This window comes from Ruegeria lacuscaerulensis (assembly GCF_013033355.1).
GTDB lineage: Bacteria > Pseudomonadota > Alphaproteobacteria > Rhodobacterales > Rhodobacteraceae > Ruegeria > Ruegeria lacuscaerulensis_A.
The window spans coordinates 514,618-540,737 of sequence record NZ_WQDY01000001.1 but is presented as its reverse complement, the minus strand read 5'-3'; the positions used below and the strand labels follow the sequence as shown (position 1 = coordinate 540,737).

The 26,120-nt window shown below is 54.6% G+C and carries 28 protein-coding genes and 1 other RNA gene; 10 read left to right on the top strand and 19 right to left on the bottom strand.

Annotated features, from left to right (window positions below):
* Positions 1–3: 3 nt before the first annotated feature.
* The 15 genes from lpxB to GOW48_RS02555 all read right to left on the bottom strand — a co-directional run bounded on the left by lpxB (position 4) and on the right by GOW48_RS02555 (position 15,319).
* On the bottom strand, positions 4–1,158 hold the full coding sequence (gene lpxB / locus GOW48_RS02625; RefSeq protein ID WP_170751141.1) for a lipid-A-disaccharide synthase: 1,155 nt from the start codon (positions 1,156–1,158) through the stop codon (positions 4–6).
* A complete protein-coding gene (locus tag GOW48_RS02620) occupies positions 1,158–1,952 on the bottom strand; it encodes an LpxI family protein (protein WP_170751139.1) in 795 nt (264 codons plus the stop codon). Before GOW48_RS02620 ends, lpxB begins: the two co-directional genes overlap by 1 nt.
* Positions 1,953–1,956: 4 nt before the next feature.
* Positions 1,957–2,742 carry an acyl-ACP--UDP-N-acetylglucosamine O-acyltransferase gene (gene lpxA, locus GOW48_RS02615; protein ID WP_170751136.1) on the bottom strand — a complete coding sequence of 262 codons (786 nt, stop codon included), beginning with the start codon at positions 2,740–2,742 and terminating at the stop codon, positions 1,957–1,959.
* Positions 2,739–3,212 (bottom strand): 3-hydroxyacyl-ACP dehydratase FabZ, encoded by a 474-nt coding sequence (fabZ, locus tag GOW48_RS02610; protein ID WP_170354127.1) that lies wholly within the window; start codon positions 3,210–3,212, stop codon positions 2,739–2,741. The genes lpxA and fabZ overlap by 4 nt, the downstream gene beginning before the upstream one ends.
* A gap of 72 nt (positions 3,213–3,284) precedes the next feature.
* Positions 3,285–3,815 (bottom strand): OmpH family outer membrane protein, encoded by a 531-nt coding sequence (locus tag GOW48_RS02605; RefSeq protein WP_269149602.1) that lies wholly within the window; start codon positions 3,813–3,815, stop codon positions 3,285–3,287.
* A gap of 61 nt (positions 3,816–3,876) precedes the next feature.
* The gene (gene bamA / locus GOW48_RS02600) at positions 3,877–6,129 is read right to left on the bottom strand and encodes an outer membrane protein assembly factor BamA (RefSeq protein ID WP_234899465.1); all 2,253 of its coding nucleotides are present in this window, start codon (positions 6,127–6,129) and stop codon (positions 3,877–3,879) included.
* Positions 6,130–6,613: 484 nt separating this feature from the next.
* Positions 6,614–7,966: an RIP metalloprotease RseP gene (rseP, locus tag GOW48_RS02595; RefSeq protein ID WP_170751130.1), complete on the bottom strand. Its 1,353-nt coding sequence runs from the start codon at positions 7,964–7,966 to the stop codon at positions 6,614–6,616.
* A 4-nt stretch (positions 7,967–7,970) separates the two neighbouring features.
* Positions 7,971–9,143: a 1-deoxy-D-xylulose-5-phosphate reductoisomerase gene (dxr, locus tag GOW48_RS02590; protein WP_170751128.1), complete on the bottom strand. Its 1,173-nt coding sequence runs from the start codon at positions 9,141–9,143 to the stop codon at positions 7,971–7,973.
* Positions 9,143–9,925, bottom strand: a complete 783-nt coding sequence (locus GOW48_RS02585) for a phosphatidate cytidylyltransferase (protein WP_170751126.1) — start codon at positions 9,923–9,925, stop codon at positions 9,143–9,145. The genes dxr and GOW48_RS02585 overlap by 1 nt, the downstream gene beginning before the upstream one ends.
* The gene (locus GOW48_RS02580) at positions 9,922–10,653 is read right to left on the bottom strand and encodes an isoprenyl transferase (protein WP_170751124.1); all 732 of its coding nucleotides are present in this window, start codon (positions 10,651–10,653) and stop codon (positions 9,922–9,924) included. Before GOW48_RS02580 ends, GOW48_RS02585 begins: the two co-directional genes overlap by 4 nt.
* A gap of 7 nt (positions 10,654–10,660) precedes the next feature.
* Complete coding sequence (gene frr / locus GOW48_RS02575) at positions 10,661–11,224, bottom strand: ribosome recycling factor (protein ID WP_170354120.1); 564 nt, start codon at positions 11,222–11,224, stop codon at positions 10,661–10,663.
* A 186-nt stretch (positions 11,225–11,410) separates the two neighbouring features.
* Entirely contained in the window at positions 11,411–12,406 is a 996-nt protein-coding gene (gene acuI, locus GOW48_RS02570; protein WP_170751122.1) for an acryloyl-CoA reductase, read from the bottom strand.
* A gap of 99 nt (positions 12,407–12,505) precedes the next feature.
* Positions 12,506–13,609 (bottom strand): dimethylsulfoniopropionate demethylase, encoded by a 1,104-nt coding sequence (locus GOW48_RS02565; RefSeq protein ID WP_170751120.1) that lies wholly within the window; start codon positions 13,607–13,609, stop codon positions 12,506–12,508.
* A gap of 209 nt (positions 13,610–13,818) precedes the next feature.
* On the bottom strand, positions 13,819–14,523 hold the full coding sequence (locus GOW48_RS02560) for a DUF1326 domain-containing protein (protein ID WP_170354117.1): 705 nt from the start codon (positions 14,521–14,523) through the stop codon (positions 13,819–13,821).
* A 4-nt stretch (positions 14,524–14,527) separates the two neighbouring features.
* Entirely contained in the window at positions 14,528–15,319 is a 792-nt protein-coding gene (locus GOW48_RS02555; RefSeq protein WP_170751118.1) for a DUF2182 domain-containing protein, read from the bottom strand.
* A gap of 86 nt (positions 15,320–15,405) precedes the next feature.
* On the opposite strand from GOW48_RS02555, the gene GOW48_RS02550 reads away from it, so the two are divergent.
* From GOW48_RS02550 to GOW48_RS02525, 6 genes are all read left to right on the top strand, one after another.
* Positions 15,406–16,137 carry a FadR/GntR family transcriptional regulator gene (locus tag GOW48_RS02550; RefSeq protein WP_170751116.1) on the top strand — a complete coding sequence of 244 codons (732 nt, stop codon included), beginning with the start codon at positions 15,406–15,408 and terminating at the stop codon, positions 16,135–16,137.
* A gap of 10 nt (positions 16,138–16,147) precedes the next feature.
* A complete protein-coding gene (locus GOW48_RS02545) occupies positions 16,148–16,510 on the top strand; it encodes a DUF4345 family protein (protein ID WP_170751115.1) in 363 nt (120 codons plus the stop codon).
* A 35-nt stretch (positions 16,511–16,545) separates the two neighbouring features.
* Positions 16,546–16,892: a transfer-messenger RNA gene (gene ssrA / locus GOW48_RS02540) on the top strand.
* A 91-nt stretch (positions 16,893–16,983) separates the two neighbouring features.
* On the top strand, positions 16,984–17,415 hold the full coding sequence (locus GOW48_RS02535; RefSeq protein WP_170751113.1) for an ester cyclase: 432 nt from the start codon (positions 16,984–16,986) through the stop codon (positions 17,413–17,415).
* Between the two features lie 168 nt (positions 17,416–17,583).
* Positions 17,584–18,816: a chromate efflux transporter gene (gene chrA / locus GOW48_RS02530; RefSeq protein WP_331251805.1), complete on the top strand. Its 1,233-nt coding sequence runs from the start codon at positions 17,584–17,586 to the stop codon at positions 18,814–18,816.
* A gap of 75 nt (positions 18,817–18,891) precedes the next feature.
* Positions 18,892–19,350 carry an SspB family protein gene (locus GOW48_RS02525; RefSeq protein ID WP_170751109.1) on the top strand — a complete coding sequence of 153 codons (459 nt, stop codon included), beginning with the start codon at positions 18,892–18,894 and terminating at the stop codon, positions 19,348–19,350.
* An 8-nt stretch (positions 19,351–19,358) separates the two neighbouring features.
* Here the strand turns inward: GOW48_RS02525 and GOW48_RS02520 are convergent, their stop codons facing one another.
* A complete protein-coding gene (locus tag GOW48_RS02520; RefSeq protein WP_331251804.1) occupies positions 19,359–19,922 on the bottom strand; it encodes a hypothetical protein in 564 nt (187 codons plus the stop codon).
* Between the two features lie 206 nt (positions 19,923–20,128).
* Between GOW48_RS02520 and fumC the strand changes: the two genes are divergently transcribed.
* From fumC to GOW48_RS02500, 4 genes are all read left to right on the top strand, one after another.
* Entirely contained in the window at positions 20,129–21,523 is a 1,395-nt protein-coding gene (gene fumC / locus GOW48_RS02515) for a class II fumarate hydratase (RefSeq protein ID WP_170751107.1), read from the top strand.
* The gene (locus GOW48_RS02510) at positions 21,523–21,699 is read left to right on the top strand and encodes a DUF4169 family protein (protein WP_170751105.1); all 177 of its coding nucleotides are present in this window, start codon (positions 21,523–21,525) and stop codon (positions 21,697–21,699) included. Before fumC ends, GOW48_RS02510 begins: the two co-directional genes overlap by 1 nt.
* A complete protein-coding gene (locus GOW48_RS02505) occupies positions 21,696–21,911 on the top strand; it encodes a ribbon-helix-helix domain-containing protein (RefSeq protein WP_170354108.1) in 216 nt (71 codons plus the stop codon). The genes GOW48_RS02510 and GOW48_RS02505 overlap by 4 nt, the downstream gene beginning before the upstream one ends.
* A gap of 65 nt (positions 21,912–21,976) precedes the next feature.
* Entirely contained in the window at positions 21,977–22,579 is a 603-nt protein-coding gene (locus tag GOW48_RS02500; protein WP_170751104.1) for a DNA-3-methyladenine glycosylase I, read from the top strand.
* Positions 22,580–22,585: 6 nt separating this feature from the next.
* Here the strand turns inward: GOW48_RS02500 and GOW48_RS02495 are convergent, their stop codons facing one another.
* The 3 genes from GOW48_RS02495 to GOW48_RS02485 all read right to left on the bottom strand — a co-directional run bounded on the left by GOW48_RS02495 (position 22,586) and on the right by GOW48_RS02485 (position 26,100).
* On the bottom strand, positions 22,586–23,467 hold the full coding sequence (locus GOW48_RS02495) for a fructose bisphosphate aldolase (RefSeq protein WP_170751102.1): 882 nt from the start codon (positions 23,465–23,467) through the stop codon (positions 22,586–22,588).
* A gap of 72 nt (positions 23,468–23,539) precedes the next feature.
* A complete protein-coding gene (locus GOW48_RS02490) occupies positions 23,540–24,889 on the bottom strand; it encodes a cytochrome P450 (RefSeq protein ID WP_170751100.1) in 1,350 nt (449 codons plus the stop codon).
* The gene (locus tag GOW48_RS02485; protein WP_170751098.1) at positions 24,886–26,100 is read right to left on the bottom strand and encodes a hypothetical protein; all 1,215 of its coding nucleotides are present in this window, start codon (positions 26,098–26,100) and stop codon (positions 24,886–24,888) included. Before GOW48_RS02485 ends, GOW48_RS02490 begins: the two co-directional genes overlap by 4 nt.
* Positions 26,101–26,120 lie beyond the last annotated feature (20 nt).

Below are 26,120 nucleotides of genomic sequence, written 5' to 3'. Positions count from 1 at the left end.
GGTTCAGCGCATTCTTTCTAAGACGGCACGGGCAGCGCGCAGGCCGGGTGCCTCGCCGCCTCGCCCAAGCCGGTCCATGGTCAAATCCATCGCATGTTTTTGCGCCTCCGGCGCATTGGCCACGCCTGACAATGCCAACGCAATTTTCTCTGGCTGACACTCGTCCAGCAGGCACTCAGGCACCGTGCGGGTTTCAGACACCAAGTTGACCAGCGTAACCGTGTCAAGTTTCACCATCCGTTCGGCCATTTTCTGCGTCAACCAACTGAGCCGGTAGGCGATAACCATAGGCGTCGCCTGTGCTGCCAGTTCCAACGATACGGTGCCCGACGCGGCCAATGCCAGATCGGCAGCGGCGAAGGCAGCCCGTTTCTGAGAGACCGCCTTGTCCGAAGGTATGTCACGCGGGTCGACAACGACCGGGTTGCCGGGCCAGTTCTGGATATGGGTTTGGACAGTATCAACCATATGCGCCACAGCCGGCACCACGACGCGCGTATCTGGGCGGTCCTGCAAGTACAGGGCCAAAGCCTGACCAAAGACCGGAGCCAGCCGGTCAACCTCACCGCGCCTGGAGCCGGGTAAACCAAGCACCAGCGGCGAATTTGCTAAATTATAGGCGTTGCGAAACGCCGCGATCTCGTCGTTGGTTGCAACAGGTTCGCTGGCGACAGGGTGCCCGACGAAATCGCACTCCATACCCGCGCGCTTCATATAGGGCGGCTCGAACGGTAACAGCGCCAACACGTGGTCGATCACCTTGGCCATCTTGTCCGCGCGCCCCGGACGCCACGCCCAAACACTGGGGGCCACATAGTGAACCGTGCGGATGTTGCTTTGCGCTTTTACCAACTTGGCGACCCGTAGCGAAAAGTCTGGGCTGTCGATGGTGATCAGAACATCGGGTTTTGTATCCAGAACCGCCTGCGCAGACTCGGCAATACGGCGTTTCAGATGGAAGAATTTGGGCAGCACTTCGACCAGCCCCATCACCGACAGTTCCGACATCGGAAAACGGCTATCCAAACCCTGCGCTTGCATCAAAGGGCCGCCAACCCCGTCAAACTGTACCTTAGGTTCAAGGGTGCGCAGCCCCTCCATCAAAGCGCCGCCCAAGCGGTCGCCCGAGGGTTCACCGGCGACCACGAAAACACGCATCAGATGGTCCGCTCGCGCACGTAAAGGAACAGACCCAACCGGTCACATTCGGCAATGACCTGTTGGCGTCGCAGCACCATCACCCCACCCTTTTCGATGACAATCCCCGCTAAACCGGCGGCGACCGCGTCCGAGACCGTATCCGGCCCAATCGCTGGCAAATCCGCACGACGGTCTTGATCGGGTTTTGGGGCCTTGAACAGAACACCCCCGCCTGCATCCGGTCGTTGCGTCAGAGATTGCAGCATCCAGGCTGTGCCGAAAATCCCCTCAACTGCGAGCGCTTGTCCCTTCGAGACCACGCAGGCTTGCCCAATATCCGCAGCGCCCATGGCACGCACAATGCCTGCTGCGCGATCGGCATCGGTTAGGTCCGCCTCTGATGGCCGGGCCCCGGTCAGTGACCCAAGCTTAGGCAGCAGATTGGGGGCTATTTCATGTGCGGCGCGGACCTCAAGGCCCGCAATCTCGAAGATTTCGATCACGGCGCGCAACGCGCCATCATCACCAGACATGATGGCCTGCTGCAAAATGGGCACCAAAGGCATGGTTGCAGCATCGATACGGCTGGGATCAATCGCTGGTCGTTGGACCGCGCCCGCCATGCAGATTTGCGTTACGCCACGCGCTTTCAAATCTGCAATGAAAGTTCCCAACTGCTCGAGTGGAAAGGTGACGTCGGCATCCAGAACATCAGGGGGAAACCCCTCCATCGCACAGATGACCGGACGTTCAACCAGTTGGGCAACCACCTCGGCGGGCAAAGCCCCTGTTCCCGCGATCAATGCCAGCATCGGTTCATTTCCTCGGGGTCAGGAAGGATCGATCTGATTGCCCGGTTACGAAATCCACGATCCGCTGGACATATTCACTCTCATTTTCGGCACCGACGCGATGCGCGCGCTCCATGAACGTCCCGTCTCCGGTCGACAGCTCTTTGAACGCGGCACGCAGAGCCGAGATATCCTCCCGCGAAACGCCTTTGCGTTTCAGGCCAACAAGATTCAGCCCGTCCAATTCGCCCCGCGGTGCCTGAACCAAACCGTAGGGAATGACGTCATTTGGCACCATGGTCAGCGCGCCAATAATGGCCCCTCGCCCGACCCGCACCCATTGATGCAAGCCCGAGATACCGCCCACGATCACGTCATCCTCGATGATGCAATGTCCGGCGGCTCCTGCGTGGTTCACCATGATGACCCGATTGCCAATCTGCACGTCATGCGCCACATGCACACCGGCCATCAACAGGCAGTCATCGCCGATCCGGGTTACGCCGCCACCGCCCTCGGTTCCCGTGTTCACGGTCACATGTTCACGGATCCGGTTACGTTTGCCAATTTCCAACCGCGTATTCTCGCCGCCGAACTTCAAGTCCTGCGGGATCTCTCCAATGACCGAGAAATTGAACACAACGGTCTCATCACCGATAACTGTGTCGCCTGTGACAACAACATGCGATTTCAATTCAACGCGCTCGCCCAGCTTGGCTTGCGCACCGACATAGCAGAACGGACCGATGATACAGCCTTCACCAATCTGCGCGCCGTCTTCGATAATTGCGCTTGGATGGATGCCGTTCATGTCGTCTTTTCCATGTCCCAGTCTACATAGGCCGAGAATTCAGCTTCGGCGGCCACTTCGCCATCTACAGTCGCGCGACCTGCAAACTTAAAGATCTTCCCGCCCTTTTTGCCCCGCACGGTTTCGACATGCATTTCCAGCACATCGCCCGGAACCACTTTGCGCCGGAATTTGCATTTGTCGATGTTCATGAAGTAGATCAACAGCTCGCTGTCGATCACATCCATACCCACCCCCAGCATTACACCTGCAGTCTGTGCCATCGCTTCAACAATGGTAACGCCGGGCATGATCGGAGTGCCGGGAAAGTGACCCTGAAAATGGGGTTCGTTCATTGTGACATTCTTGATCCCAACAGCAGACTGATAGCCGGAAATATCAACGACTTTGTCAACCAGCAAAAACGGATAGCGATGCGGCAAGATCCGTTGGATCAGCTGTATGTCTGCGCTCTTGGTTTCCGTCGTCATCGTATCGTCGTCCCGTACTGGATTGCTGTTTGACGCGTGGTTAGCAACACCGCGCCTTGAGGGCAAGCAAACCTATTCGTCAGTTTGGCTTTCTAGCGCTTGACCGTCTCCGATCGCGGCGTTTATCCGCGCGATGGCTGTCTCGGTCACATCCGTACGGTCCGAGCTGAGAAAAACGCTCGACCGTTCTATGATGACCGTGGCCCCGGTCTCGCGCAACAGGTCGATCAGGACTGGTTGGATCGTCTCAAAGAACAATTGCTGCGCTTCTTCACTTCTGCGAGACAAAGCGTCCAGCTTGGCGCGTTGTCCATCGCGGTGTGTCTGAACCTTGTTGTCGAACGCCTCGGCCAAAGGACGGAACTCTTCTGGAGTTACTTGCGTGCGCAGTTCCGTCAGATCCTTTTCCTCTTTACTAAGTTCGACGACGATCCGCTCATTCTCCTCCGCCAGCAAAGTTCCTTCGGCCTCGATCTCACGCAAAACGCGCTGACCGAATTCCGAGTCCGCAAACAATCGCTCGCTTGAAATAGTCAAAACCGTCGACGATGGAACCGAGAGTTGCTGCGCCTGTGTCGCAGAAACGAAAAATGCACTCAGCAAAACGCACAGGGCCCATAAAGGGCCCTGCAACTTAGACTGTATCAAGTATGACATCGCCTGATCAGAACCGCGCCTGAATGGTCAGGTCAAAGTTCTGCTCTTGGTCAAAGTCCTCTTTCACCAGTGCCTTCGAGAAGTTGAAGCGCAGCGGACCAAACGGGGTGTCCCAAAGAAGGGATACACCGATGACATGTCGGATCGACCCGTCCTCACCCACAATGTCAGCACCGGCTGTGTTCACGTCGTCAAGATTGTACAGGTTGCCCACGTCGTAGAATACACCACCCCGCAGACCTAGCTCTTCAGGTAGGCCAAGGGGAAAATCGGATTCAAACCGCGCGACCCAGTAATAGTTCCCACCGATCGCGTCGTCTTGACCATTGGACAGGTCACGCGGGCCAATACCCGACGGCTCGAAGCCACGGAACGTGCTTGGGCCCAAGACAAAGCGGTCAAGTGTTCGGCTGAAGTCATCTCCGGTCCAATGAAGCGCGCCCAGTTCAAGCGATGCCCGCAGCACCACTTCTTCACTCAAAACTCTGGTCTGCGCGATTGCACGTGCGGTGGATTTGAAGAACTCATTGTCTCCGCCCAATCCCGCGGCATCGACACCAACTTCAAACAGCACGCCCGCGTTGGGGTTCAAGCCACCAAGTCGGCTGTCATACACATAAGACACGCCCAAAGAACTGGTCGAACGCTCACCCTGAGCAATCTCCGACGCAATGACAGCTCCGTTTATTTCATCGTCCTGCTGCGTCATTTCGCTGTTTTCCCAATTATAGCGAAGGCGCAGCGACGACAGTTCACCGATTGCATAGCTTAGCTGAGGGGCAAAGAAGAGACGCTCGGTGTCAAAGCTGGCAAAGCTGGAATTGGTTGTTGCCAGACCAAGCCCCAAGTCAAAACGCAGCCTACGCCCCAGCAAGTAGGGTTCGGTAAAGTTGACAACGTATTGCTCCGAGTCTTGAGCCGTTGAAAGGGTAAGGCCAAGGTTTTGACCCCGTCCCAGAAAGTTAGACTCGTTCAAGCCCACGGCGATACCAAAGCCATCCGAGACCGAGAAGCTACCACCGAGGCTTAGCGACCCGGTAGGCTGTTCCTCCACATCAACGTCAACAATGACCTGACTTGGAGTAGACCCTTCGCGGGGTTCAACATCAGCCACAGCAAAGAACCCAAGGGCGCGGATACGTTCAGCGGCCTGCCGGATTTCACGGGGATTGAACGGATCACCTTCAACTGTGTCAAACTGGCGGCGGATAACCCGATCCAGCGTGGTTGTATTCCCTTCGATATCGATCCGTTCAACAAAAATGCGCGGCCCGCGGGTGAGTACAAATTGCACATCCAGGGTCAGATCGCTTGGATTGCGTGTGACGCGCGGTTCGACCCGCAAGAAATCAACACCCTGCTTGATCCCCAGACGCTCTTGCCGGGCAATCGAGTTTTCGATCAGTGAGGGCGAATAGGTGACACCTGGCTTAATCTTCAAAGCAGCCTGATAGTCTGCGGCGTCAACGCCGGGAATTTCACTGACCGTCGAAATCTGTCCAAACGAGAATTTTTGTCCTTCGGTGATGTTCATCACCAGAAAAAACGCGTCCCGTTCCTGAGTGAATTCGACATTTGTGCTGTTGACGCGAAAATCGACATAGCCCCGCGACAGATAGAAATCGCGAATGACCTGCTGATCAAACTCGATGCGGTCCGCGATGAAGGTGTCTCCGCGCAGGAAGGTACGCAGGAAGTTTGCCTGTTTTGTTTCCAACACACGGCGCAACCTGCGGTCGGTATATGCCCGGTTGCCTACAAAACTGACGCGCTCGATCTCAATGGTTGTACCTTCAGCGACCTCGAACACCAGATCGACCCGGTTATCACTGCGGCGGATAATGCGCGGGATCACCGTGGCAGATACACGCCCTTGGGCTGAATAGATCTGAGCAATCAGGTCCGCATCTGCTTCGGCGACCTGCGGCGTAAACACCCGACGCGGCTCAGACGATATGGCTTCGATCAAAACGTCATCTTTGACGCGACGGTTCCCCTCGATGCTGATCTGATTAATGGTCGGATATTCCTCGACCTCAATCACCAGAGTATTGCCGCGCGGAGTCAGCTCAACTGTTTCAAAAACACCACTGTCAAGCAAACGCTGAAAGGCATCGTTCAGTTCTCCAGCAGTGACAGTCTGTCCGGGTTCGATTCCTGTCCTGGTGATAATCGTCGAGGTTTCGATGCGCCTGTTGCCCTCGACCTCGAACGAATTGATGGTAAAGCTTTGAGCGTGCGCGGACTGCGGTGCAGCCATCAAACCCAACAAAACACAAAAAGAAATTACGGATAGCGCTCGCCACAAAATGTTGTCTGCTTGCGTCTGCCCCCCGCAGGATGTGCCTGCGCCTCGCCTATCAGTCATATTTTTCTCTACCCAAAAATTTAGGACTTTAATGCTGAGTAGCGGGATTAATATTCCTTGTCAAAAGGCCAAAAAGCAAAGCGGCCCGATGGGCCGCTATGATATTAATTCTGATGCTGGTTAAGAATCACAACAACGTGTGGCAGACCGCGCAAAGATTGGCTGCGAGAAGGAGATACCAGCATGCCAGCAACGCCAAAGCAGTCGCTCCAAAGAACAAAATCGAATCCCAGTTCAGCGTGAACAGACAGCTGAAGCTTCTGTACGAATCTTTCAATACACGTGTCATGGCTACCTCTGCGGCATTCAAACTCGTCAGAAAGTTAGTCGCAAAATGAGGCAGGAATGGGGCTTTCGCAGGTCGGTTGCGCCTTATTTAGCAGAACAGATCATTGGTGACGGAAAAGACCATCAAGCCAAGGATCAAGGAAACGCCCACACCCATCAGTACACGCAAAGCACCGTCACTGGGCGGCTTGCCCGCCACGGCTTCGTATGCATAGAAAACCAAATGTCCGCCGTCCAAAGCAGGGATTGGAAACAGATTCAGCAGTCCAACGGCCGTGGACAAAACCGCAATGAAGAAGATGAAACTTTGCGCGCCCTGACTGGCCATCGCGCCAGATGTTTCGGCAATTCCGATAGGACCTGACATATTACAGGTGCTGATTGCGCCCGTAATCATGTGCCACAGTCCCGACAACGACCCGTCAATGATACGCAGTGTTTGCTGTACTCCGCCGCTAAGGGAGGTCATGAGTCCAGCCGGCTCGCGTTCGGGTTCCAACATCATGCCGCCGACAATTCCGATACGCCAATGAGTCACGAACCCGCCTTCTTCCTGCGGTTCGTCCGTTCTGCGCGGCGCCAAAGCAAATTCCAATTCGGCCCCGTCGCGCCACACATCCAGCAAGAGAACCTTGCCGTCGGACCGCTCCACGTGTTCTTTAAGTTGCTCAAAGGCATAGATGGGGTCGCCGTCGACTGCGTAGATGACGTCTCCGGCTTGCAGGTCGATATCCATGGCAGCACTGCGCGGTGCAACTTGCTGGATAAGGGGCGGATACAACCAAGGACCGACAACATCCAGCGTCTGATCATCCCGAAGGACTGTGTAATCCAGAACAGGTTTGACCGGCAATGTATCCGTAAAGTCCGTCCACGATTCACCCTCATCAAACGCAGGCAGCGGCTGACCTTCGATGGCCAAAATCTCATCGCCTTCACGCAGTTCCTGAACAGTGCCAGGAAGCGGGTAGAGCTTTCCGATGGTCAATGGGCTTTTGGTAACACCTTGTGACAGGAATATTAGCCCGAACACCAATATCGACATAACGAAATTGAACACCGGTCCGGCCGCAACGGTTGCAGATCGTGCCCAAAGCGGTGCGCCATGCATTGTGCGTCGAAGCTCTTCTGGGCTTTGTTCCCGGATTTCAGACATAGCAGTCTCGTCCTTGCCGGACGCCGCGTTGGCGTCCCCAAGGAATTTGACATAACCACCAAAGGGCAAAGCCGCGAATTGCCACCGGGTGCCGCGCTTGTCTACTCTGCTCCAAAGAACCGGACCAAAACCGATCGAGAAGACCTCGGCGTGTATTCCCGACCAGCGACCAACGATATAGTGGCCATATTCATGAACAGCGACAATCGCCGACAGAGCGATCACAAACGCACCGATGGTGTACAGCAAATTACCAAACTGAGGGATCAGCGAAAATACGTCCAAAATTCTATCCTGCTCTTTGGGTCACGGCTTCATCTACCCACTTACGTGCCAAATGGTCCGTTTGCTGTATGTTATCAAGTGTCATAGGGGCATCAATAAGGCCATTTTCGGCGTCAAACCGGTCCAGCACTGCAGCGACCATGTCTGCCATGGCCAGAAAACCGATATGACGCGCGATAAAGTGATCAAGCGCCCGCTCCTTCGCGGCGTTGAACACAGCACCCGCGAGGCCACCGCGCTCCATCACCTGTCGCGCCAATGACAGCGCGGGATACCGCGTTTCGTCCGGTTCAATAAATCTAAGCTGACCAAGTTTAGCGAGGTTCAGGCGATCCACCGGAAGGTGACGTCGGTCCGGCCAATGTAACGCATATCCGATGGCATGGCGCATGTCGGGCGCGCCCATATGCGCCATAACGGCCCCGTCATCGAAACCCACCAACGCGTGGACGATAGATTCCGGGTGCACAACTACTTCTATCTGATCAGGCGAGACGCCAAAAAATTCTTTGGTTTCTATCACCTCCAACGCCTTGTTGAACATCGAGGCGCTGTCGATCGTGATCCGTTGACCCATGTTCCAGTTGGGATGGCTTGATGCCTGTTCGACCGTGGCACCTGCAAGATCTGCGATCGGCCAATCCCGAAATGCACCACCGCTTGCTGTAATGACAATACGCTCGACCGTCGCCATGTCCTCGCCGACAAGAGCTTGAAAAACGGCTGAGTGCTCGCTGTCGACCGGCAACAAACGCGCGTTGTGGTTCTGGGCCGTCTGCATCACCAAAGACCCGGCACACACCAGAGTTTCTTTGTTCGCCAAAGCCAACGTAGCGCCTTGTTTCAGCGCCTCTAAACCCGGCGGCAAGCCTGCCGCCCCGACAATCGCCGACATCACCCAATCCGATTTTCGCGCAGCGGCTTCGATCAGAGCGGTCGCGCCTGCGGCGACTTCTACACCGCTTCCGTCCAGCGCGGCCCGCAGGTCGTCCAGTTTGTCTTCATGGGCGGTCACCGCAATACCGGCGTTTAGTCGGCGCGCATCCTGCGCGAGACGCTCGATATTCGCGCCTCCGGTCAATGCCACGATATCGTAGGCTTCGGGGTTTCGGTTGATCAGATCAATTGTGTTCTGACCGATAGAACCGGTCGCCCCGAAAATGGAAATCTTGCGCATTACATGGCTCCTGGCGCGTAGAGCATCCCAGCGATCAAAACAAACAGCGCAGCGCCCATCATACCGTCAAAACGGTCCAGAAACCCTCCGTGACCCGGAATAAGGTTCGAGCTGTCCTTGACGCCAAATTTCCGCTTTGTGGCGCTTTCGATGATGTCTCCGGCCTGACTGGCCATCGAAGCCAAGACCGAGACAACCACAAACAACAAGCCAAACCCGGCATAGCTGGCAAAGATAACGCCGACAATAGCTGCTGCAACCCAGCCTCCAGCCGTGCCGGACCACGTCTTCTTTGGGCTAACTTTGGGCCAGAACTTGGGGCCACCTACAGCTTTGCCAACGAAGTACCCAGCCACATCCGTGGCAACGACAACGGCGATCAGCCAGATCATCCAACCAAAGCCCATATTCTCGCGGATCGAGATGAACCCAAGACCTGCTGCTGCAATCCAGAAAGCGAACAGCGCATAGGTTCCCTTGGATCGACTAACCTGCCCTGCCCCAACCAAGGCCGGCGCGGCCAAAAACGGCAATGTGTATAAGGGTGGTAAGTGATAGCTGAGAACGACCGCTGCGCCTGTTAGGACGCCAAGCTGTACCGCAACACCGGGTTTGCCGGGGTCAACCATACGGACCAGTTCCCACGTCATGAGACCACAGGCTACCGCGATGAAGGCTTCGAACCAAAGCCCGCCCAGCCAAACTTCGACAGCGCCTATGGCGACCAAAACAGCCGCCGACAGCACACGCGCGGTTAAATCAGACCATCGGCCTTCGCTCATGCTGGGATCGCTCCGAACCGGCGATCGCGTGCGCCATAACTGCGGCACAGCCGTTCCAGTTCTTCGGCCGTAAAATCCGGCCACAGAGTGTCAATGAACTCGTATTCGGAATAGGCAGACTGCCAGAGAAGAAAGTTAGAAATCCGAGCTTCTCCACTGGTGCGGATTACAAGATCCGGATCAGGAAGAACATGCGTATCCAAATACTTGGGCAGCGTCTCTTCATCCACGTCTTCAGGTCTCAGGCGCCCTTCGGCCACATCCAATGCCAGGCGTTTCGTTGCGCGCGCAACTTCATCCCGCCCACCGTAATTCAAGGCGATGGTCAGGTGAACCAGGTCGTTGCCCTTCGTTGCTTCTTCGAGGGTGTCCATCAAGTCGACCAACTTCGAATCCAACCGCAAACGGTCACCGATAAAGCGAACGCGAATTCCGTTTTGGGCCAATGTCTTGGTTTCTTTAATGATATACCGCTTGAACAAGCTCATCAGGCCAGCAACTTCGGCCTGCGTCCGTTTCCAGTTTTCGGTCGAAAAGGCAAAGACCGTTAAATATTTGATCCCGAGACCCGGGCAAGCTTCGACCACATCCCTCACACGTCGTGCACCGGCCTGATGCCCAAATAGACGCGGCCTGCCCCGTGCCTGCGCCCAGCGTCCGTTGCCATCCATGATGATCGCAACGTGATGAGGGCCATCAATCGGCGCTGTATGAGGGGTATCGGGCATAATTCCGTCAGACCTGCATGATCTCGGCTTGCTTGGTTTCAAGCGCAGCGTCGACGGCCTTGATCATCTCATCCGTCAGGTCCTGAACTTCACTTTCCCAAAGCTTCTGGTCATCTTCCGACATCCCATCCGATTTGGCTTTCTTGATCTGGTCCATCCCGTCACGGCGCACATTCCGAATAGAGACTCGTGCGTGCTCGGCGTATTGGCCAGCGACTTTACCCAGCTCGCGGCGGCGTTCCTCGTTCAGTTCCGGAATAGGCAGCATGATGATCGTGCCGTTCAGTTGCGGATTGATCCCCAACCCGCTTTCGCGAATGGCTTTTTCAACTTTACCGACAAGGCCCTTGTCCCAAACGTTTACCGTAACCATCCGCGGTTCAGGAACGTTTACGGTCCCGACCTGATTGATCGGTGTCATCGAACCATAAGCATCGACCATAACAGGTTCCAACATTGATGCTGATGCGCGCCCGGTACGCAAAGACGCAAATTCGGTCCTGAGGTTCGCCATCGCGCCGTCCATGCGGCGTTTCAGATCATCGGTGTCCAGTTCGAAATCGTCAGACATTCTGCTCACTCCCCGTCTTCAGGTGCTGTTTGAAAGGCTCATAAGCCATCACAATCGGGATGTATAGCAATGATGCTCGGGAATTGTGCCAATGACCAGAGGTGTTTCCGGCTTTTTCTCGGTCATTAAATGGCAGGTGGCCCGGCCAGTGGCGTGTCCGGCCGGGTCGCAGGATAAAGTTCCGGATCAGGCGTTTACGTCAATCACAACGCGGCCTTTGACCTGACCCTTGAGGATGTCAGCGCCCAATTGTGGCAGATCGCTCAGCGTCGCGGGGTGCACCATTGCCTCAAGCTTGTCCATCGGCAGGTCGGTTGCGACGCGTTGCCATGCACGAACACGGTTTTCGTAGGGCTGCATGACGCTGTCGATGCCCAGCAGGTTCACACCGCGCAGCAGGAACGGAATGACGGTTGCTGGAAGCCCGGCGCCCCCCGCCAGACCAACGGCCGAAACCGACGCACCGTATTTCATCTGCCCCAGAACGCGTGCCAGCATATCACCTCCAACGGCGTCAACACAGCCTGCCCAAGTCTCGCTTTCCAACGGGCGCTTGGTTGTCTCGTTCAAGTCATCACGGGGGACAATGGTCGTGGCTCCCAGAGATTTGAGATAGTCGCCCGCTTCAGCCCGGCCTGTAACTGCCGCGACCTCGTAACCCAAATTCGCCAGGATCGCCGTCGCGACCGAGCCAACGCCGCCCGCAGCACCGGTTACCAGAACCGGCCCGTTGCCAGGCTTAAGGCCGTGATCTTCAAGCGCCATAACGGCAAGCATCGCGGTGAAACCGGCGGTTCCGACTGCCATTGCCTGACGCGTATCCAGCCCGTCCGGCAGCGGCACCAGCCAGTCCGCTTTTGCGTTAGCCTTTTGGGTATACCCACCCCAATGGGCCTCACCCACACGCCAGCCGGTCAGCACAACCTTGTCGCCGGGCTTATAGCGATCGTCCGAGGACGCCTCGACCGTACCGGCATAGTCAATGCCGGGCACATGCGGGTAATTGCGCACCAGACCGCCACCCTTGGGCGACATGCACAGTCCGTCCTTGTAGTTGACCGTCGAATATTCGACAGCCACCGTGACCTCACCCGAAGGCAGATCATCGGTTGAAAGTTGTTTGACCACGGGGCTGGCCAGTCCGCTCTCGTCGTCTTTTTCCATCACCAATGCATTAAACATCTGATTTCCTCTCGTTTCAGAAAAGCCAGGCCAATTCTTCACCTGGCGAAAAATATCTCGGGGGAGCCGCGTAGCGGCGGGGGCAGAGCCCCGACCCCTTTAGATCCAGAACTTTTCCTGCACCTTGGCGCACCGCATTCCGTCCGGCGTTTCCACTTCAACAACCGAACCCGCGTCCCAGTGGCTCAGCCGCAACATGCCAATGGCGACGTTTGTCTGAAAGTCGGGGGACCACGCCGCCGAGGTCACCTGACCTACGCGCTTACCACCGGCCATCACCGACCACGGTTGATCGCAAGCAGGAACCGCATCGCCATCAATCGCAATGGGGCGAATTTGCTGAACGGGGCCTTCTTTCGCGACGCGTAGGAGCGCATCCCGCCCGATACAACCGATCGCCGTGTGCGTGTTGCAGAACTTGCCCAAACCGCACTCATGTGGCGTGTTGTCGTCTGTCATATCGTTACCATAAGACAGCAGCCCACCTTCGATCCTCTCGATCAGGTTCGGGCATCCTGCGCGCACGTTCAGGTCTTCTCCGGCTGCAAACAGTGCGTTCCAGAGGGGCATCCCGATATCCGAGCCCTCGACATAGATTTCGAAGCCGCCCTGCTTGGAATAGCCCGACCGCGCGACCGCCAGATCGCGGCCTTCGAATTCGAACATGTCAAACTTGAAGAAACGGATATCGCGCACGCGATCACCGAAGACACGCGACATCAGTTCATCCGCTTTGGGCCCCTGCACTGCTAGTGGCGAAACATCGGGTTCATCCACCAGCACATCCAGCCGATACCCGTTGGCAATCCCCTTGACCCAGAGCAGCAGATCGCTGTCCGCAATGGAAATCCACCAGCGGTCATCAGACAGTTTCACCGCCACAGGGTCATTCAGCATACCACCTGTCTCATCGACGATTGGCACGTAATAGCACTGCCCTGGCAGCATCCCCCGCAGATCACGCGGGGTCAGCATTTGCATAAGCCGCGCCGCATCTGGCCCGCGCAGTTCAACCTGACGTTCGCAGGACACGTCCCAAACCTGAACATGTTCCTTCAGGTGGCGGTAATCTGCCTGGACACTTTCGAAAACCGTGGGCAAGCGCATACGGTTGTAGATGGTGTATGCTTTGACACCAGCTGCCTCGACACCTTCCGAAAACGGGGTGCGACGCAACCGGCGCGAGAGCGAAACTTGCGGCATTCAGGCCTCCTGCAAGATGGGGACCGGATCGTTGACAGGCCGCGTTGATCCATTTTTGGTCAACATCTTCTGGACCTGCCCGCGATGGTGGGTCTTGGGGTTAAGAGTGTAAGAATTCCATTGCCACCACAGCAATGTAGTGAAACATTCAGGACCCATTGGCGCTTGGGGGGATCAACCTTGACCGCCCCGCTGCGCCATCAGGATCATCACTTTGGGCCAGTCCAATCAATCGGGCAAATTTCAGCCGACTTACCACCGAAATCCCATACGCGTCCATAGTCGCGCACCTTGGATTTCGTACCCCGCGCAACGATGATGTCAGGTCCCATCCAGTACTTCGAATTTGATACCATAACAGGGTGGTCAGCGTCTTTCCCGGCCAGCATCTCGACCTCGCCCTGAATCTTTCGACCAATCGAAATGCGGCGTTTATTTCCGTCGCGCTCGATCTGGACCGGCGCTTTTTCGGCGCCAATAATCTCGCTCACCAGCATGGTGAACAAACCCGTGGTTCCGCCAGCTTGACCGCTGAAGATCTGTAGTAGCCCGTTATAGGCCTTGCCGCTTGCTCTTTCGTCAACATACGCAGCAACTTTCCACTGACCTTCACCCATCCGTCCGGGAATATCGACCAAAAGCCCAACATTCAGCCCCGACAGATCTTCGCCCTCATAGTGCCCTTCGTCGATAATGATACCCATCCAAGCATGACAATGCCCTTCGGTCGGAGGGTGCGCGCCAAGCGACACAACACACGGACAAAACACATCGCAGGAACAATTCAGGATTAGCTCACCCTTGATCGCCCAGTTCGTTGGCGACATCTCACGCCGCTTGGGATTTGGCATACGACTGTCAATACGTTGACTGATCGGCAACCTATCAGCTTCGGGTTTTCTGTTTTTTGCCATTAGCTTATCCTCCGAAAATATAGGGATAGATCAACAGGATGATACCACCCGTGATCAGTGCAAACCCCAGTGGACGCGTGATCGCGTGCCCGATTTGGGGAAGTTTTTCGAGTACCATGAAAAAGGTCGCAAGACCCATCCACAACAGGCTCATGACGCCGCCCACAAAACCAAGCGCCATAAAGCCCCAGCAACAGCCGACGCAGAATGCGCCAAGACCCAGCCCCATGCGCAAGCCGCCAGTAAAGCCGGTTTTCCAATGCCCAAGGAAATAGGTCATGGGGGCGTGACAGACGCCGTGACAGACCTCTTTCGCGCGGGTGAACTGAAAAGCTCCGACCGCAATCATCAAGCCGCCTGCCACAAGCCCGGATTTGGCAATGCCCAGCATGTCCACGACGCCGCCGAACAACAAAGCCAATTGCACCCCGGTGATCAGGGCGGCAAATCCGACCCAGACGACGAAATATCCGGTCAGGACACCCAACCACCCCATGCGGGAGCCGTTTGCGCTGCGGATCAGATCGTCATAGCTGCGCAAGGTCGGGACCAAAGTCGGCAGCATCATCGCCGCCATCATGATTGCCCACATCCAGAACAGGGGACCAAATTCGGCCATCGGCATATACATGTCCATTCGCGGGTCCATGGCGGCCATCGCCTGCCCCATCGGACCGGGGCGGCCGATAAAATCCAAATCCATATTGCGGCTCATGGTGAACATCATCCACCACGCCCACAGGATCAGAATGTAGAATCCCAGCCACAAGCCACTGCGAAGTACAGCGCGACTCATATGCTCCTCCCGACTCAGTTCTTGCTTTTCAAATGTCAGACTTTTAAATGTCAGACAAATAAAAAAACACAGGCGGTCACAGGATTATGAAAATCGACCCTCGGAAACCTGCAGATTTATCTGCACAAATCGCGCAAGCGATACGCGACGCCATCGTATCAGGCGAATTGATCGTTGATGAGCGTCTGCCGTCCGAAGCCGAACTTGCCGATCAGTTTGAGGTCTCGCGCCCCACGGTTCGTGAAGCGCTGAAAAGACTTGCTGCTCAGTCTCTTATTCGTACGCAACGTGGTGCTACCGGTGGCGCTTTTGTCAATCGCCTGAGTTTCGAAGACGCCTATTCCCAACAGATTACAACCTCAACCTTACTGTTGTCGATGAACACTGTCAGTTTCGATACTGCTTGCGAAGCGCGCTATGCACTGGAACGCGCCTGCGCTCGCCTTTCGTCGGAACGTCGGACGGCCGATCAGCTGGCCACTATGCGCGCCGAAATCTTCAGACAAGCACAGCCGGGCCTGACGGACGAAGCCTTCTGCGCCTCAGACGTGGCCTTTCACCGCGCTTTGGTCGACGGCGCCAGAAACCCCGTCCTGTCCTATCAGCTGGCCGGAGCCGTCGAGGCGATGCAACCGCTTATGAACATGATCACCTTTACGGCCAGATCCCGAGAAGAGATCATTTCGCTGCATACGCAGATCGCGGATGCCTTGGAGCGCGGTGATGTGGAAGAAGTTGACGATAGCCTTTTAAGGCTCGAGAAATACACAAGAAAACTGGCGCGCGATGTCGCCGAAAAAAAGCGTAAACCAGCTTGATGAGGAACAGATGGTACCGGTCCTTAATATTGTCGCAGCCTTACTAACTATTGCCTTTGGTCTGTTCGGCTTTCTTGCACCGGCGTGGACAGCAGCTTCGTTGGATTTAGCACCAACAAGCAGCACCATGGGCCTAAGTGAGATGCGCGCATCGGTGGGAGGGCTTTTCGTCGTAACCGGGATAGCAGTTCTGTGGCTTAACGCGCCCATGGCTTATACGATGCTGGGTGTTGTTTACGCGGGCGCGGCACTCGGGCGGTTTGTGTCAGTCCTTTTGGACAACCCGCCTTTGATCAAAGCAGTGACATTCGGTGGAATCGAGGCTGTTCTGGCTATTTGGTTGATTTTGGCCAACCTAAACAAAACAACGTAAGTATCTGTTCTGGCGCGCTTCACCCGAAAAACTCGGGAATTGCATCCCGATAGCACCTCACCTATATAGAACAGGTCCTTCGGGACTATGGACATAAACGCGCTCGTAATAAGCGGATCGGACCCGGGGGCGGTACCCGGCGGCTCCACCATAAACCTTCGTTTGGGGTGTTTGGGGCCGAAATAGGATCGACGAACGTCTAAAGGGGTTAGCTTTGTCTCGGCTGTCTGCCACCGTTATCGGCGAAACTAGTACAATTGCAAACGACAATCGTGCTCCGGTTGCAGTTGCTGCGTAAGCAGTAGCAAGACCGAAACTTAAGCCCTTGCGCCTAGCCGCGTAAGGCGGGGTTCGCAGGTACCTGGCAACAGAAACCTGCATTTTCCCCAATATGTTTTTCTACTGTCTTTCCGGCGTTCAGACTTTTTTCACTCCTTTTGCGCATGCTTGACCCACAATAAAGGAGAGCTGAGATGTCTCACGCAAAGGTGCTCAGAGAATGGTATTCCGAAGTCTGGGAAAAGGGGAATACCGATGCCATTGATACCTATTTTGCGCCGGAAACAATGGCCGAAGGGCTGATTCCTGAAATGCAGGTAGGTGCTGACGAATTCCGAGACCTCGTGATAGCTTTTCGGCATATCCTGGGCGAAATCGAAGTCGACATGCCCAAAATCGTTGAAGATGGGGATTGGGTGTCAGCTATCATTCATCTGCGTACCACACGCGCCGACAACGGCGCTCCGTTGCAGGCGACCGGTAGTATGATGGGCCGGATTAGAGATAATCGCGTGGTTGAGGTCTATAATCAGTTCGACTTCATCTCACTGTTTGAGCAGCTTGGCCAGTTTCCTCAGGATACCTTACCCATATGTATGACGGGTCAGAGGTTGGATTGGGCGTAAACCGCAGTTCCAATCTTTAAGCTGCGCTGTTTCCCCAACAACCCTGAATCCGCTCTGACAATTCTTGTCTGATCCCTGCTAAAAGCCTGTAACGCATGACGGTATCCGGATAGAAGACCCGCATAACAGGTCAGCGGATCGAAAACCATGGCGCCAAACACAGCGGAAATGATCAAAGTGTTCGGGCGCATCGGTCTTTTGTCTTTTGGCGGCCCTGCAGCGCAGGTTTCCCTAATGCATCAGGAGTTGGTCGAGGAACGTTCATGGTTGGACGAGCAAACATTCTTGCGCGCTCTTTCGTTGTGTATGTTGCTTCCCGGCCCAGAGGCAATGCAGTTGGCAACCTACGCAGGCTGGCGGCTGCGTGGCGTTTTTGGCGGGTTGATTGCCGGCTTTCTGTTCGTTCTGCCCGGAGCTCTGGTTATTGCGGTGCTGGTGTCACTTTACGCGAATTACGGCGCGCTTCCGCTTGTGCAATCCGGATTCTTGGGGATCAAAGCTGCGGTGATCATCATTGTTTTGCATGCCCTTAGAAACCTGTCCCGAAAAGCGCTGAAAGATACCGAGCATATTGGCGTTGCCGCTCTGAGTTTTCTGTCGATCTTTCTTCTTAACCTGCCCTTTCCATTGATAATCGTGGCCGCCGCAGTTTGGGGGTATTTTTGGTTCCAGAGCGACAGCCAAACTCGGACAATGAATAAGGTCGATGCTCCAACAGGATATATTCGGACCGGACTGACCTGGGTGACACTTTGGTTGGCGCCTTTGATTTTGCTTAGTCTGACGGGTCAGAAATTACTGGCGGACCTCGGCTGGTTCTTCGCACGTCTTGCAGTTGTGACCTTTGGCGGCGCTTACGCAGTGTTGGCGTATATGACCCAAACGGTCGTGGACAAGTACCAATGGATTAGCACACCGCAGATGATTGATGCACTTGGATTGGCCGAAACGACTCCAGGTCCTTTGATTTTAGTGACCCAATTCGTGGCTATGCTTACCGGTCAGGCGGATGGAGGGTTTCCACTTGCCCTCGCGGCCGGTGCAGTTGCGCTTTGGGCAACATTCGTCCCATGCTTTTTATGGATTTTCATGGCCGCACCTTATCTGGATCACCTCGCAAGCCGCCCAAGATTGTCAGCGGCTCTGAACGGAATCACAGCAGCGGTCGTAGGTGTGATTCTCAATTTGTCGGTGTGGTTCGGCTTAAATGTGCTGTTCCACAATGTCCCGCAGAAAACATGGGGTTTCTTTTCGTTTCCTTGGCCTGACTATGCATCCGCGAACCTGATCGCTTTGTGTCTTGTAGTGCTGGCTTGGGTGTTGATATTTAAATTCAAATTTGGCATGGGGCGAACATTGGCCATGATGGCGGCGGCCGGAATAGCCTCTCACTTCCTTTGAACAATCCGCCTAATCGTGGTCTTTCGTTTCCGGCGAAATCGCTTATGCTTAGAACATCAATTTTGAGGAAGACACATGTCGCAGGACATTGATTACGGGAACCTTATGCACACGGCGATGCGTGGGCTAATCAAGAAGGTTCTGACAAGCGTTTCGAAAAACGGCCTGCCAGGGGCGCATCATTTCTTTATTACCTTCGACACCCAACAAGATGGGGTGGAATTAGCTGACTGGCTGCGCGACAGATATCCCGATGAAATGACAATCGTCGTGCAGCATTGGTTTGAAAACCTAGAGGTCGGCGACAAGGGGTTCGCGATCACACTGAATTTTGGCGACGCGCCTGAGCCGCTATATATCCCTTATTCGTCTATCAAAACGTTTGTTGACCCTTCGGTCGAGTTTGGTTTGCGCTTTGAAAGCCCGGAAGAGGAAGAGGTTGCTCAATTCATCGAAGACGCTATCGAAATTGAAGAAGAAGAAGAAGAGCAACACGACGCCGACGTCGTTTCGCTCGACAGCTTTCGCAAATAACCGCTGGATTATTGACGCTTTAGAAAAGTCTCGACTGATCGGGACTTCACTCCGTTTCTGAACCGCGAAAACGACAGATTCAGACCGCCTTCGGTCAGCGTTCGATCGTATTGCTGCAGCTCGTAGCCACCGTTTTCGTCGATGAACAAGGAAAAAACTGTCATTGTTTGCCCATCGATCCGGCCCCATACGAACGGTTCGCCCTGCATTGGATCCAAGGGCACTTCGTGTCCAAAGACATTACGTCTCATTGCGGCAGAAAATACGTCTGTACGCTCGGACTCTTTGAAATCAATGGAAAACGACTGCTCTTTTATCCGACCGTCTGCTTTGTAGGTCGTTGTTTTCCAACTGACATTAAACCCATCTTTAAGTTCGTGGATCGAGACGCTCATGTCCCTGGGGACTTCACCTCCATCCGCGTCCACCATGTTTGCAGAGCCAACATAGTCACCGACAAAGGGGGCGATTTCGTCAGCAAGAACAGGTTGAGACGAAAGCGTAACGCACACGAGCGCAACAACAGAGAACGTGAGCATTTTTAGGGCAAGTAGCCGTTCTGAAAGTAACACGAGACTCTCCGCAACATTGACTAACTTATTCTAGCCCACCTGTTAGCACGCACAATGGGTCGAATTGTAATCCCCTAAATAAAATGAAGCATTTGTCGATCTATACCTTTGTGAACCATAAGTTTAAGGTGCGCGAAACTGCCCGATTGCACGGTGGCGTAGTGGCAGGTAAATGGCATACGACTGTATACAAGACGGAGTGACAGATGTCCCAGACCCGCACAGAATCCGACAGCTTTGGCCCGCTGGAGGTTCCTTCGGATAAATATTGGGGTGCGCAGACCCAGCGCTCCATCATGAATTTCCCCATTGGATGGGAGAAACAGCCTGTGGCCATCGTGCGGGCATTAGGCGTTATCAAAAAAGCCTGTGCAATGGAGAACAAGGCGACCGGTAAACTGGACGCTCGGATCGCTGACGCCATCATTCAGGCAGCCGGAGAAGTCTTCGAAGGCAAGTTCGACGACAACTTCCCACTGGTCGTGTGGCAAACCGGGTCGGGAACTCAGTCCAACATGAACTCAAACGAGGTCATCGCGAACCGTGCGATCGAGATTCTGGGCGGCGTTATTGGATCCAAGGATCCCGTGCACCCCAATGACCATTGCAACATGGGACAATCTTCGAACGACACCTTCCCCACCGCCATGCACATCGCAACAGCCATGAGCGTGCGTGACGTTCTGTTGCCTGGGCTCGAAAAGCTAGCCTTGGGGTTGGAGCAGAAATCCGAGGAATTCAAAGATATTATCAAGATCGGGCGGACTCATACACAAGACGCAACGCCGCTGACTCTGGGTCAGGAATTCGGTGGCTACGCCCATCAGATCCGTCAGGGGATCGAGCGCGTAAAGGCCGCTATGCCTGGTATCTATGAGTTAGCTCAGGGTGGCACAGCCGTGGGCACCGGTTTGAACACTCAAAACGGCTGGGGCGAAGCCGTTGCAGCAAATATGGCCGAGATAACCGGCCTGCCCTTCGTGACCGCGCCTAACAAGTTTGAGGCGCTGGCCGCGCATGACGCCATGGTCTTTTTGTCGGGCGCTTTGGCGACAATCGCGGGTAGCTGTTATAAAATTGCCAACGATATCCGTCTGTTGGGATCGGGTCCTCGTTCAGGTCTGGGCGAATTGATCTTGCCGGAAAACGAACCGGGTTCGTCAATTATGCCCGGCAAAGTGAACCCCACACAGGCCGAGGCACTGACACAGGTCGCGGCGCATGTCATGGGCAATGACGCCGCAGTAAAGTTTGCCGGTAGTCAGGGCCACTTCGAGTTGAATGTTTACAACCCGATGATGTCCTACAACCTGTTGCAGTCAATCCAGCTTTTGGGCGATGCCGCCGATAGCTTTACCGAACGGATGCTACTGGGCATTCAGGCAAACGAGCCGCGCATTGAAAAGCTGATGAAGGAGTCGCTGATGCTGGTGACGGCTCTGGCGCCCACCATCGGCTATGACAACGCCACGACGGTTGCAAAGACTGCGCATAAGAACGGCACGACCCTCAAGGAAGAGGCCATCGCTCTGGGTTTTGTGGATGAAGCGACATTTGACGCCGTGGTCCGCCCCGAGCAAATGATTGGTCCAAAGGACTGATGAGTAAGCCGGTCAATCTGAACCGGTACCGAAAGGAAAAAGCGCGGGCTGAAAAGAAGGCCCGCGCCGACCAGAATGCTATTTCCTTTGGGCGTAAAAAGCCTGAAAGAGATGCAGCCGAGAAAGTACTGAACAAGCAACGCCGCGACTTGGACAACCATGAGTTGGAGGAATGAGCGGCCGCCCCGTCAAACGGTCCCTGACCCTGAAGGGACACCGTACTTCGGTATCGCTCGAGGATGAGTTCTGGCAGGCATTCCGTGACATTGCCAAAATAAAAGATATTCCAATCAATGCGCTAGCGGCTGAAATTGACGTGTCTCGTGATCCTGAAATCGGCTTGGCATCGGCAATTCGTGTATACATTTTGAACTGGTATCGCGCCTGATATTGGGTGCTTGATTTAAAACTACCGGGCTGTGTATGCTCGACCGGAACAAAAGTGGTACATACATGAGCCAGACTACACAAGGACCGGACGGTCAGCCTCGCTGCAAATGGTGCCAGGCCGCGCCTGAGTTTTTCGATTATCATGACAACGAATGGGGATATCCCGTTGCGGATGACCAACGCTTGTTCGAAAAGCTATGTCTCGAGAGTTTTCAATCCGGATTGAGCTGGCGGACAATCCTATCCAAGCGCGAGAACTTTCGGAGAGCGTTTAAACAATTCGAAATCAACGCTGTAGCGGCGTTTGATGATGCAGACATTGAACGTCTTTTGCACGATGAAGGAATTGTCCGACATCGCGGCAAAATTCAAGCCGTCATAAATAACGCCCAATGCGCACAATGTCTGATCACTGAGTACGGATCACTTGCTGCTTATGTCTGGCAGTATGAGGCAGATATGCCACCCGAACCTCAGACAGCGTCAACCTCGCCTGAGTCTGTGGCCATGTCCAAGGATCTTAAAAAGAGAGGTTGGAAATTCATTGGGCCAACCACTGTTTTTGCGTTCATGCAAGCGATGGGGCTTGTAAATGATCACGCAAATGGATGCGTCATTCGCGCAAAAGCGGCGCAGATGCGCCGCGATTTCATTGTGCCAACGTAGATCTGTTTAAGTCGACGCGCGGTAGATTTTCTCGATATTCCCACCCAGAGCCGCGTTGAACTCATCATTCGATTGCTGTTTCGACAGTCCCTCAGTCAAAGCACGCGAGAAAGATGCGATCATTTTACCGTTCTGTCCCAACAAATCGCAGGCTTGTTCTGTTGAATATCCGCCCGACAAAGCAACCACACGCATCACGCGTGGATGATCGGCAACGGCGTCATACAGGTTCGCATTGGTGGGGATCGTCAATTTCAGCATCACATCCTGTCCCTCGTCCAATTGATCAAGGTTTTTCAGGATCTCGGCCTTCAGAATGTCTTCGGCCTCGGCTTTGGATGCCGAATTGATGTTCACCTCAGGCTCGATGATCGGAACCATGTCAGCCGCTATCACTTCCCGCGCAATGTCGAATTGTTGCGCAACTACAGCTGCGATGCCCTCGGCATTGGCTTCATGAATAACCGAGCGTTCTTTGGTTCCAAACACGCCCGACGCCTTCGCAAGGGTGTCGGCCAGACCAGGGATCGGCTTCATCATCTGAACACCATTCGCCTCGTCCTCTAACCCTTTGTCGATCTTGAGAAAAGGTACGATGCGCTTTTCCGACCAAAGGAAATCGGCGACTTTTCGGCCATCAATTTCTTCACCCAGAGTCCGTTCGAACAGGATGGCTCCGATAACTTTTTCATTGGTGAAATCATCTGCCAGGATAATCCGGGCGCGCATCTTCTGAATTTCCCCAAACATCTCCTCATCCGAGGAATAGTCTGATGCCTCAACCCCATAGAGTGCCAGCGCTTTGGGAGTCGAGCCGCCGCTTTGATCCAGTGCTGCAATAAAGCCAGCTCCATTGGACATTTGCTCGCGCTGTTCTGATTTGGACATATGATATTCCCGTTCGAAATGATTCCGCTGTTTTCAACCGCATACAGCATGGCGCATCACGATGGTAGTTTGTTAGCGCTCAACGATGCGCAACCAAATTCCGTCTTTCGACCGGACAGTCAGATGCGCCACCGGAATCGGCGTTTTGCCCTCGATTAACTCGAACCGGAAGTGCTGCAGCAATTTGGACAGGATCAATGGGCCCTCGATCATGGCAAATCCAGCGCCCGAGCACACACGAGGACCAGCTGAGAACGGAATGAATGCTTCTCGCTGGCAACGCTTGCCGTTTTCCGTGGCCCATCTGTTCGGATCAAACTCATCCGGATAATCCCAAAGCCGTTCGTGCCGGTGAAGATGCCACGGGCTGATAACGATTTGAGCCCCTTTTGGAACGTCGCGGTCGCGAAAGCGTTGGGGGCACGTAGTTTCGCGCACCATCATGGGGACAGGCGGATAAAGTCGAAGCGTCTCGCGAAAGACATCTCTGCTCAGCTTTAGCTTCGACATTTCCGAGATATCGGAGATATTTACAGCCTGAGCTTCGGCAGCCAGCTTATCCTGCCACTCTGGGTATAAGGCCATCAGGTACAACGCCCAAGCCAGAGCCGAGGCGCTTGTTTCATGGCCTGCCAGAAAGAAAATCGCAACTTGGTCGACCATCTCATTAGTGTCGAAACATGTCCCGGTCTCAGGGTCCGGAGTCGTCATGATTTTAGTTGCCAGATCGTTGGGCGCACATCCTCGCGCAATTAACTCAGCACGTTGTTGCGTCAGCTTCCCAATCAAAGCCCTTATTTCATTTGCGTTTTCTCGAGTTCTTGAAGAATGGAACCGAGGCATCCACCGTGGTAGCGGAACAAATGCGGCCAGGTTCAACAAGGGTTGCTGGCGTTGGTAAGCCCTGAACTTCTGAAAGACTTGCGCCGCGACTTCATGTTCGATCGGCACTGAGAATAAGGTTCGAAAGATAACATCGGCGGCAGCATGGCTTGTTAATTCTTCACATTCGATGTCGGCGCCGACCAGAGGGCGTATTCGTCGCACTGCTGCTTCCGCGGCCTGAAGCATCGCAGGGAACGTGTCTTTAAGCCGTCCCCCCTCAAACGCCGGGTCGATGATCCTGCGTTGTCGTTTCCACGTTTCACCATTGGTTAAAAAAACAGACTCTCCTAAAAGTGGTCGTAAGCCTTCGCTGATACGTTCAGATTTAGGAAAACCTTCCGCTCGTTTTTTCAAAACAGTTTCAACAAGTTCAGGCTGGTTCATCATGTACGATCGAAAGAACGGAGTCCGAAACTCGGCCATCCATGCGCGATACAGGCGTTGCGGTTGTGCGGAAAGGATATCTTGACGAAACAGCTTGAGGTACCGCCACAGCGAAACATGGTTTGGGCGTGACGGCGGCTTTGGCGGTATCACAGCATCACCGTCCGGTGCTTTGAGACTGCGATATCGATACGGGACTTAGACGAATTACGTCCACGGAATCTCTGGGCCAAAGACTGAGGTCCGGCCGTGATGCGGAAGTAGTCGTACGCCCCGACGCGATCAAAGGCGCACAAATACTGAAAATGAAGACGAAAGAAACGCCATCGCAAAGCCTGCCAACGCTCTGGCGAAAGTGTTTGCGTGAATGCTGCCGACAAGACCAAGGGCCATTTTTTACTTTCGGTTGCGACGCCGGAAACGCCGACAGGGTCGCAAAGAGCAAAAGAACATCCGTCACCCGGAGCCGATACGTCCACCCAGGTGAGATTGTACTGAACGGAAAGAAATTGAAGATCTGTCCGCAACTCTTTGGCATTTGGGAGAAACGACACCATTGGCACGACCTGACCCAAGGATAGGAAAGATAGAGCTGGTCTAAAGCCTGTGTCCGGCGCACTCCTGATTACATCAGCCAGAACTGAGACCCCGATATGTGCGCCGGAACTGTGGCCAACAACCAAGACTTCATCCACGTCGGTAGCCAGCGCCTGCCTAATCAGTTCGGTGAATTCAGTCATGCGTTTACGCAAAGCGGCGGGCGTTTCACCCTTTAAGCTCGCCGAATAAGCGTAGTCGTGCATCAGATAATAAGCGAATAGCTTGTTGTCGATCTTTTGAAACCAACGCAAAAGCAGGCAGAAGGTCAGAATGGCTGGGGCAATGGCAAAGAGGTCAAAGAACTGGCTGCCGCCTTTCCAGATGCCCCAGGCTATGGCCAGTGCTGCGGCCAGCTGGAATACAAGCATCGCAAACGGATAAAGTGCAGCGATTACAGGCCCCTTGCGTAAACGCATCAGTCGTCCAAACGTCCCACTCGCAAGGTAAATCCACGCGGTTCTAACCAGTTGCACATAAGTCGCAACAACCGAGTTGGACATGCTGTCCCTGACAATATCCGACCAGACCAGCACCTGAATCTGTGTCTCAACCTTGGTTCCGTCTTGTTCCGAATGGACATGCCATCCAAAGGGACCGTCCCCCATTTCGGCTGAAACCGATATCTGATATCCCGACAACGCGGACTGCGTCGCTCCTTCCGAACGGTACAGTTCGCGGTATCTGCGAGGATGTATAGGATCATAACCGGGAATGTAAAACACCCGGCGACGTTTGACCTGCTCTTGGTTTTCGTGACTGTTCATAGTCTTACCTTCTGCTGCGC

Coding starts and splice junctions, on each gene's coding strand:
- lpxB (WP_170751141.1), bottom strand. CDS start 1,158: ATGCGTGTTTTCGTGGTCGCCGGTGAACCCTCGGGCGACCGCTTGGGC.
- GOW48_RS02620 (WP_170751139.1), bottom strand. CDS start 1,952: ATGCTGGCATTGATCGCGGGAACAGGGGCTTTGCCCGCCGAGGTGGTT.
- lpxA (WP_170751136.1), bottom strand. CDS start 2,742: ATGAACGGCATCCATCCAAGCGCAATTATCGAAGACGGCGCGCAGATT.
- fabZ (WP_170354127.1), bottom strand. CDS start 3,212: ATGACGACGGAAACCAAGAGCGCAGACATACAGCTGATCCAACGGATC.
- bamA (WP_234899465.1), bottom strand. CDS start 6,129: ATGGCTGCACCGCAGTCCGCGCACGCTCAAAGCTTTACCATCAATTCG.
- dxr (WP_170751128.1), bottom strand. CDS start 9,143: ATGCGCAAGATTTCCATTTTCGGGGCGACCGGTTCTATCGGTCAGAAC.
- GOW48_RS02585 (WP_170751126.1), bottom strand. CDS start 9,925: ATGAGCGAAGGCCGATGGTCTGATTTAACCGCGCGTGTGCTGTCGGCG.
- GOW48_RS02580 (WP_170751124.1), bottom strand. CDS start 10,653: ATGCCCGATACCCCTCATACAGCGCCGATTGATGGCCCTCATCACGTT.
- frr (WP_170354120.1), bottom strand. CDS start 11,224: ATGTCTGACGATTTCGAACTGGACACCGATGATCTGAAACGCCGCATG.
- acuI (WP_170751122.1), bottom strand. CDS start 12,406: ATGTTTAATGCATTGGTGATGGAAAAAGACGACGAGAGCGGACTGGCC.
- GOW48_RS02565 (WP_170751120.1), bottom strand. CDS start 13,609: ATGCCGCAAGTTTCGCTCTCGCGCCGGTTGCGTCGCACCCCGTTTTCG.
- GOW48_RS02560 (WP_170354117.1), bottom strand. CDS start 14,523: ATGGCAAAAAACAGAAAACCCGAAGCTGATAGGTTGCCGATCAGTCAA.
- GOW48_RS02555 (WP_170751118.1), bottom strand. CDS start 15,319: ATGAGTCGCGCTGTACTTCGCAGTGGCTTGTGGCTGGGATTCTACATT.
- GOW48_RS02550 (WP_170751116.1), top strand. CDS start 15,406: ATGAAAATCGACCCTCGGAAACCTGCAGATTTATCTGCACAAATCGCG.
- GOW48_RS02545 (WP_170751115.1), top strand. CDS start 16,148: ATGGTACCGGTCCTTAATATTGTCGCAGCCTTACTAACTATTGCCTTT.
- GOW48_RS02535 (WP_170751113.1), top strand. CDS start 16,984: ATGTCTCACGCAAAGGTGCTCAGAGAATGGTATTCCGAAGTCTGGGAA.
- chrA (WP_331251805.1), top strand. CDS start 17,584: ATGATCAAAGTGTTCGGGCGCATCGGTCTTTTGTCTTTTGGCGGCCCT.
- GOW48_RS02525 (WP_170751109.1), top strand. CDS start 18,892: ATGTCGCAGGACATTGATTACGGGAACCTTATGCACACGGCGATGCGT.
- fumC (WP_170751107.1), top strand. CDS start 20,129: ATGTCCCAGACCCGCACAGAATCCGACAGCTTTGGCCCGCTGGAGGTT.
- GOW48_RS02510 (WP_170751105.1), top strand. CDS start 21,523: ATGAGTAAGCCGGTCAATCTGAACCGGTACCGAAAGGAAAAAGCGCGG.
- GOW48_RS02505 (WP_170354108.1), top strand. CDS start 21,696: ATGAGCGGCCGCCCCGTCAAACGGTCCCTGACCCTGAAGGGACACCGT.
- GOW48_RS02500 (WP_170751104.1), top strand. CDS start 21,977: ATGAGCCAGACTACACAAGGACCGGACGGTCAGCCTCGCTGCAAATGG.
- GOW48_RS02495 (WP_170751102.1), bottom strand. CDS start 23,467: ATGTCCAAATCAGAACAGCGCGAGCAAATGTCCAATGGAGCTGGCTTT.
- GOW48_RS02485 (WP_170751098.1), bottom strand. CDS start 26,100: ATGAACAGTCACGAAAACCAAGAGCAGGTCAAACGTCGCCGGGTGTTT.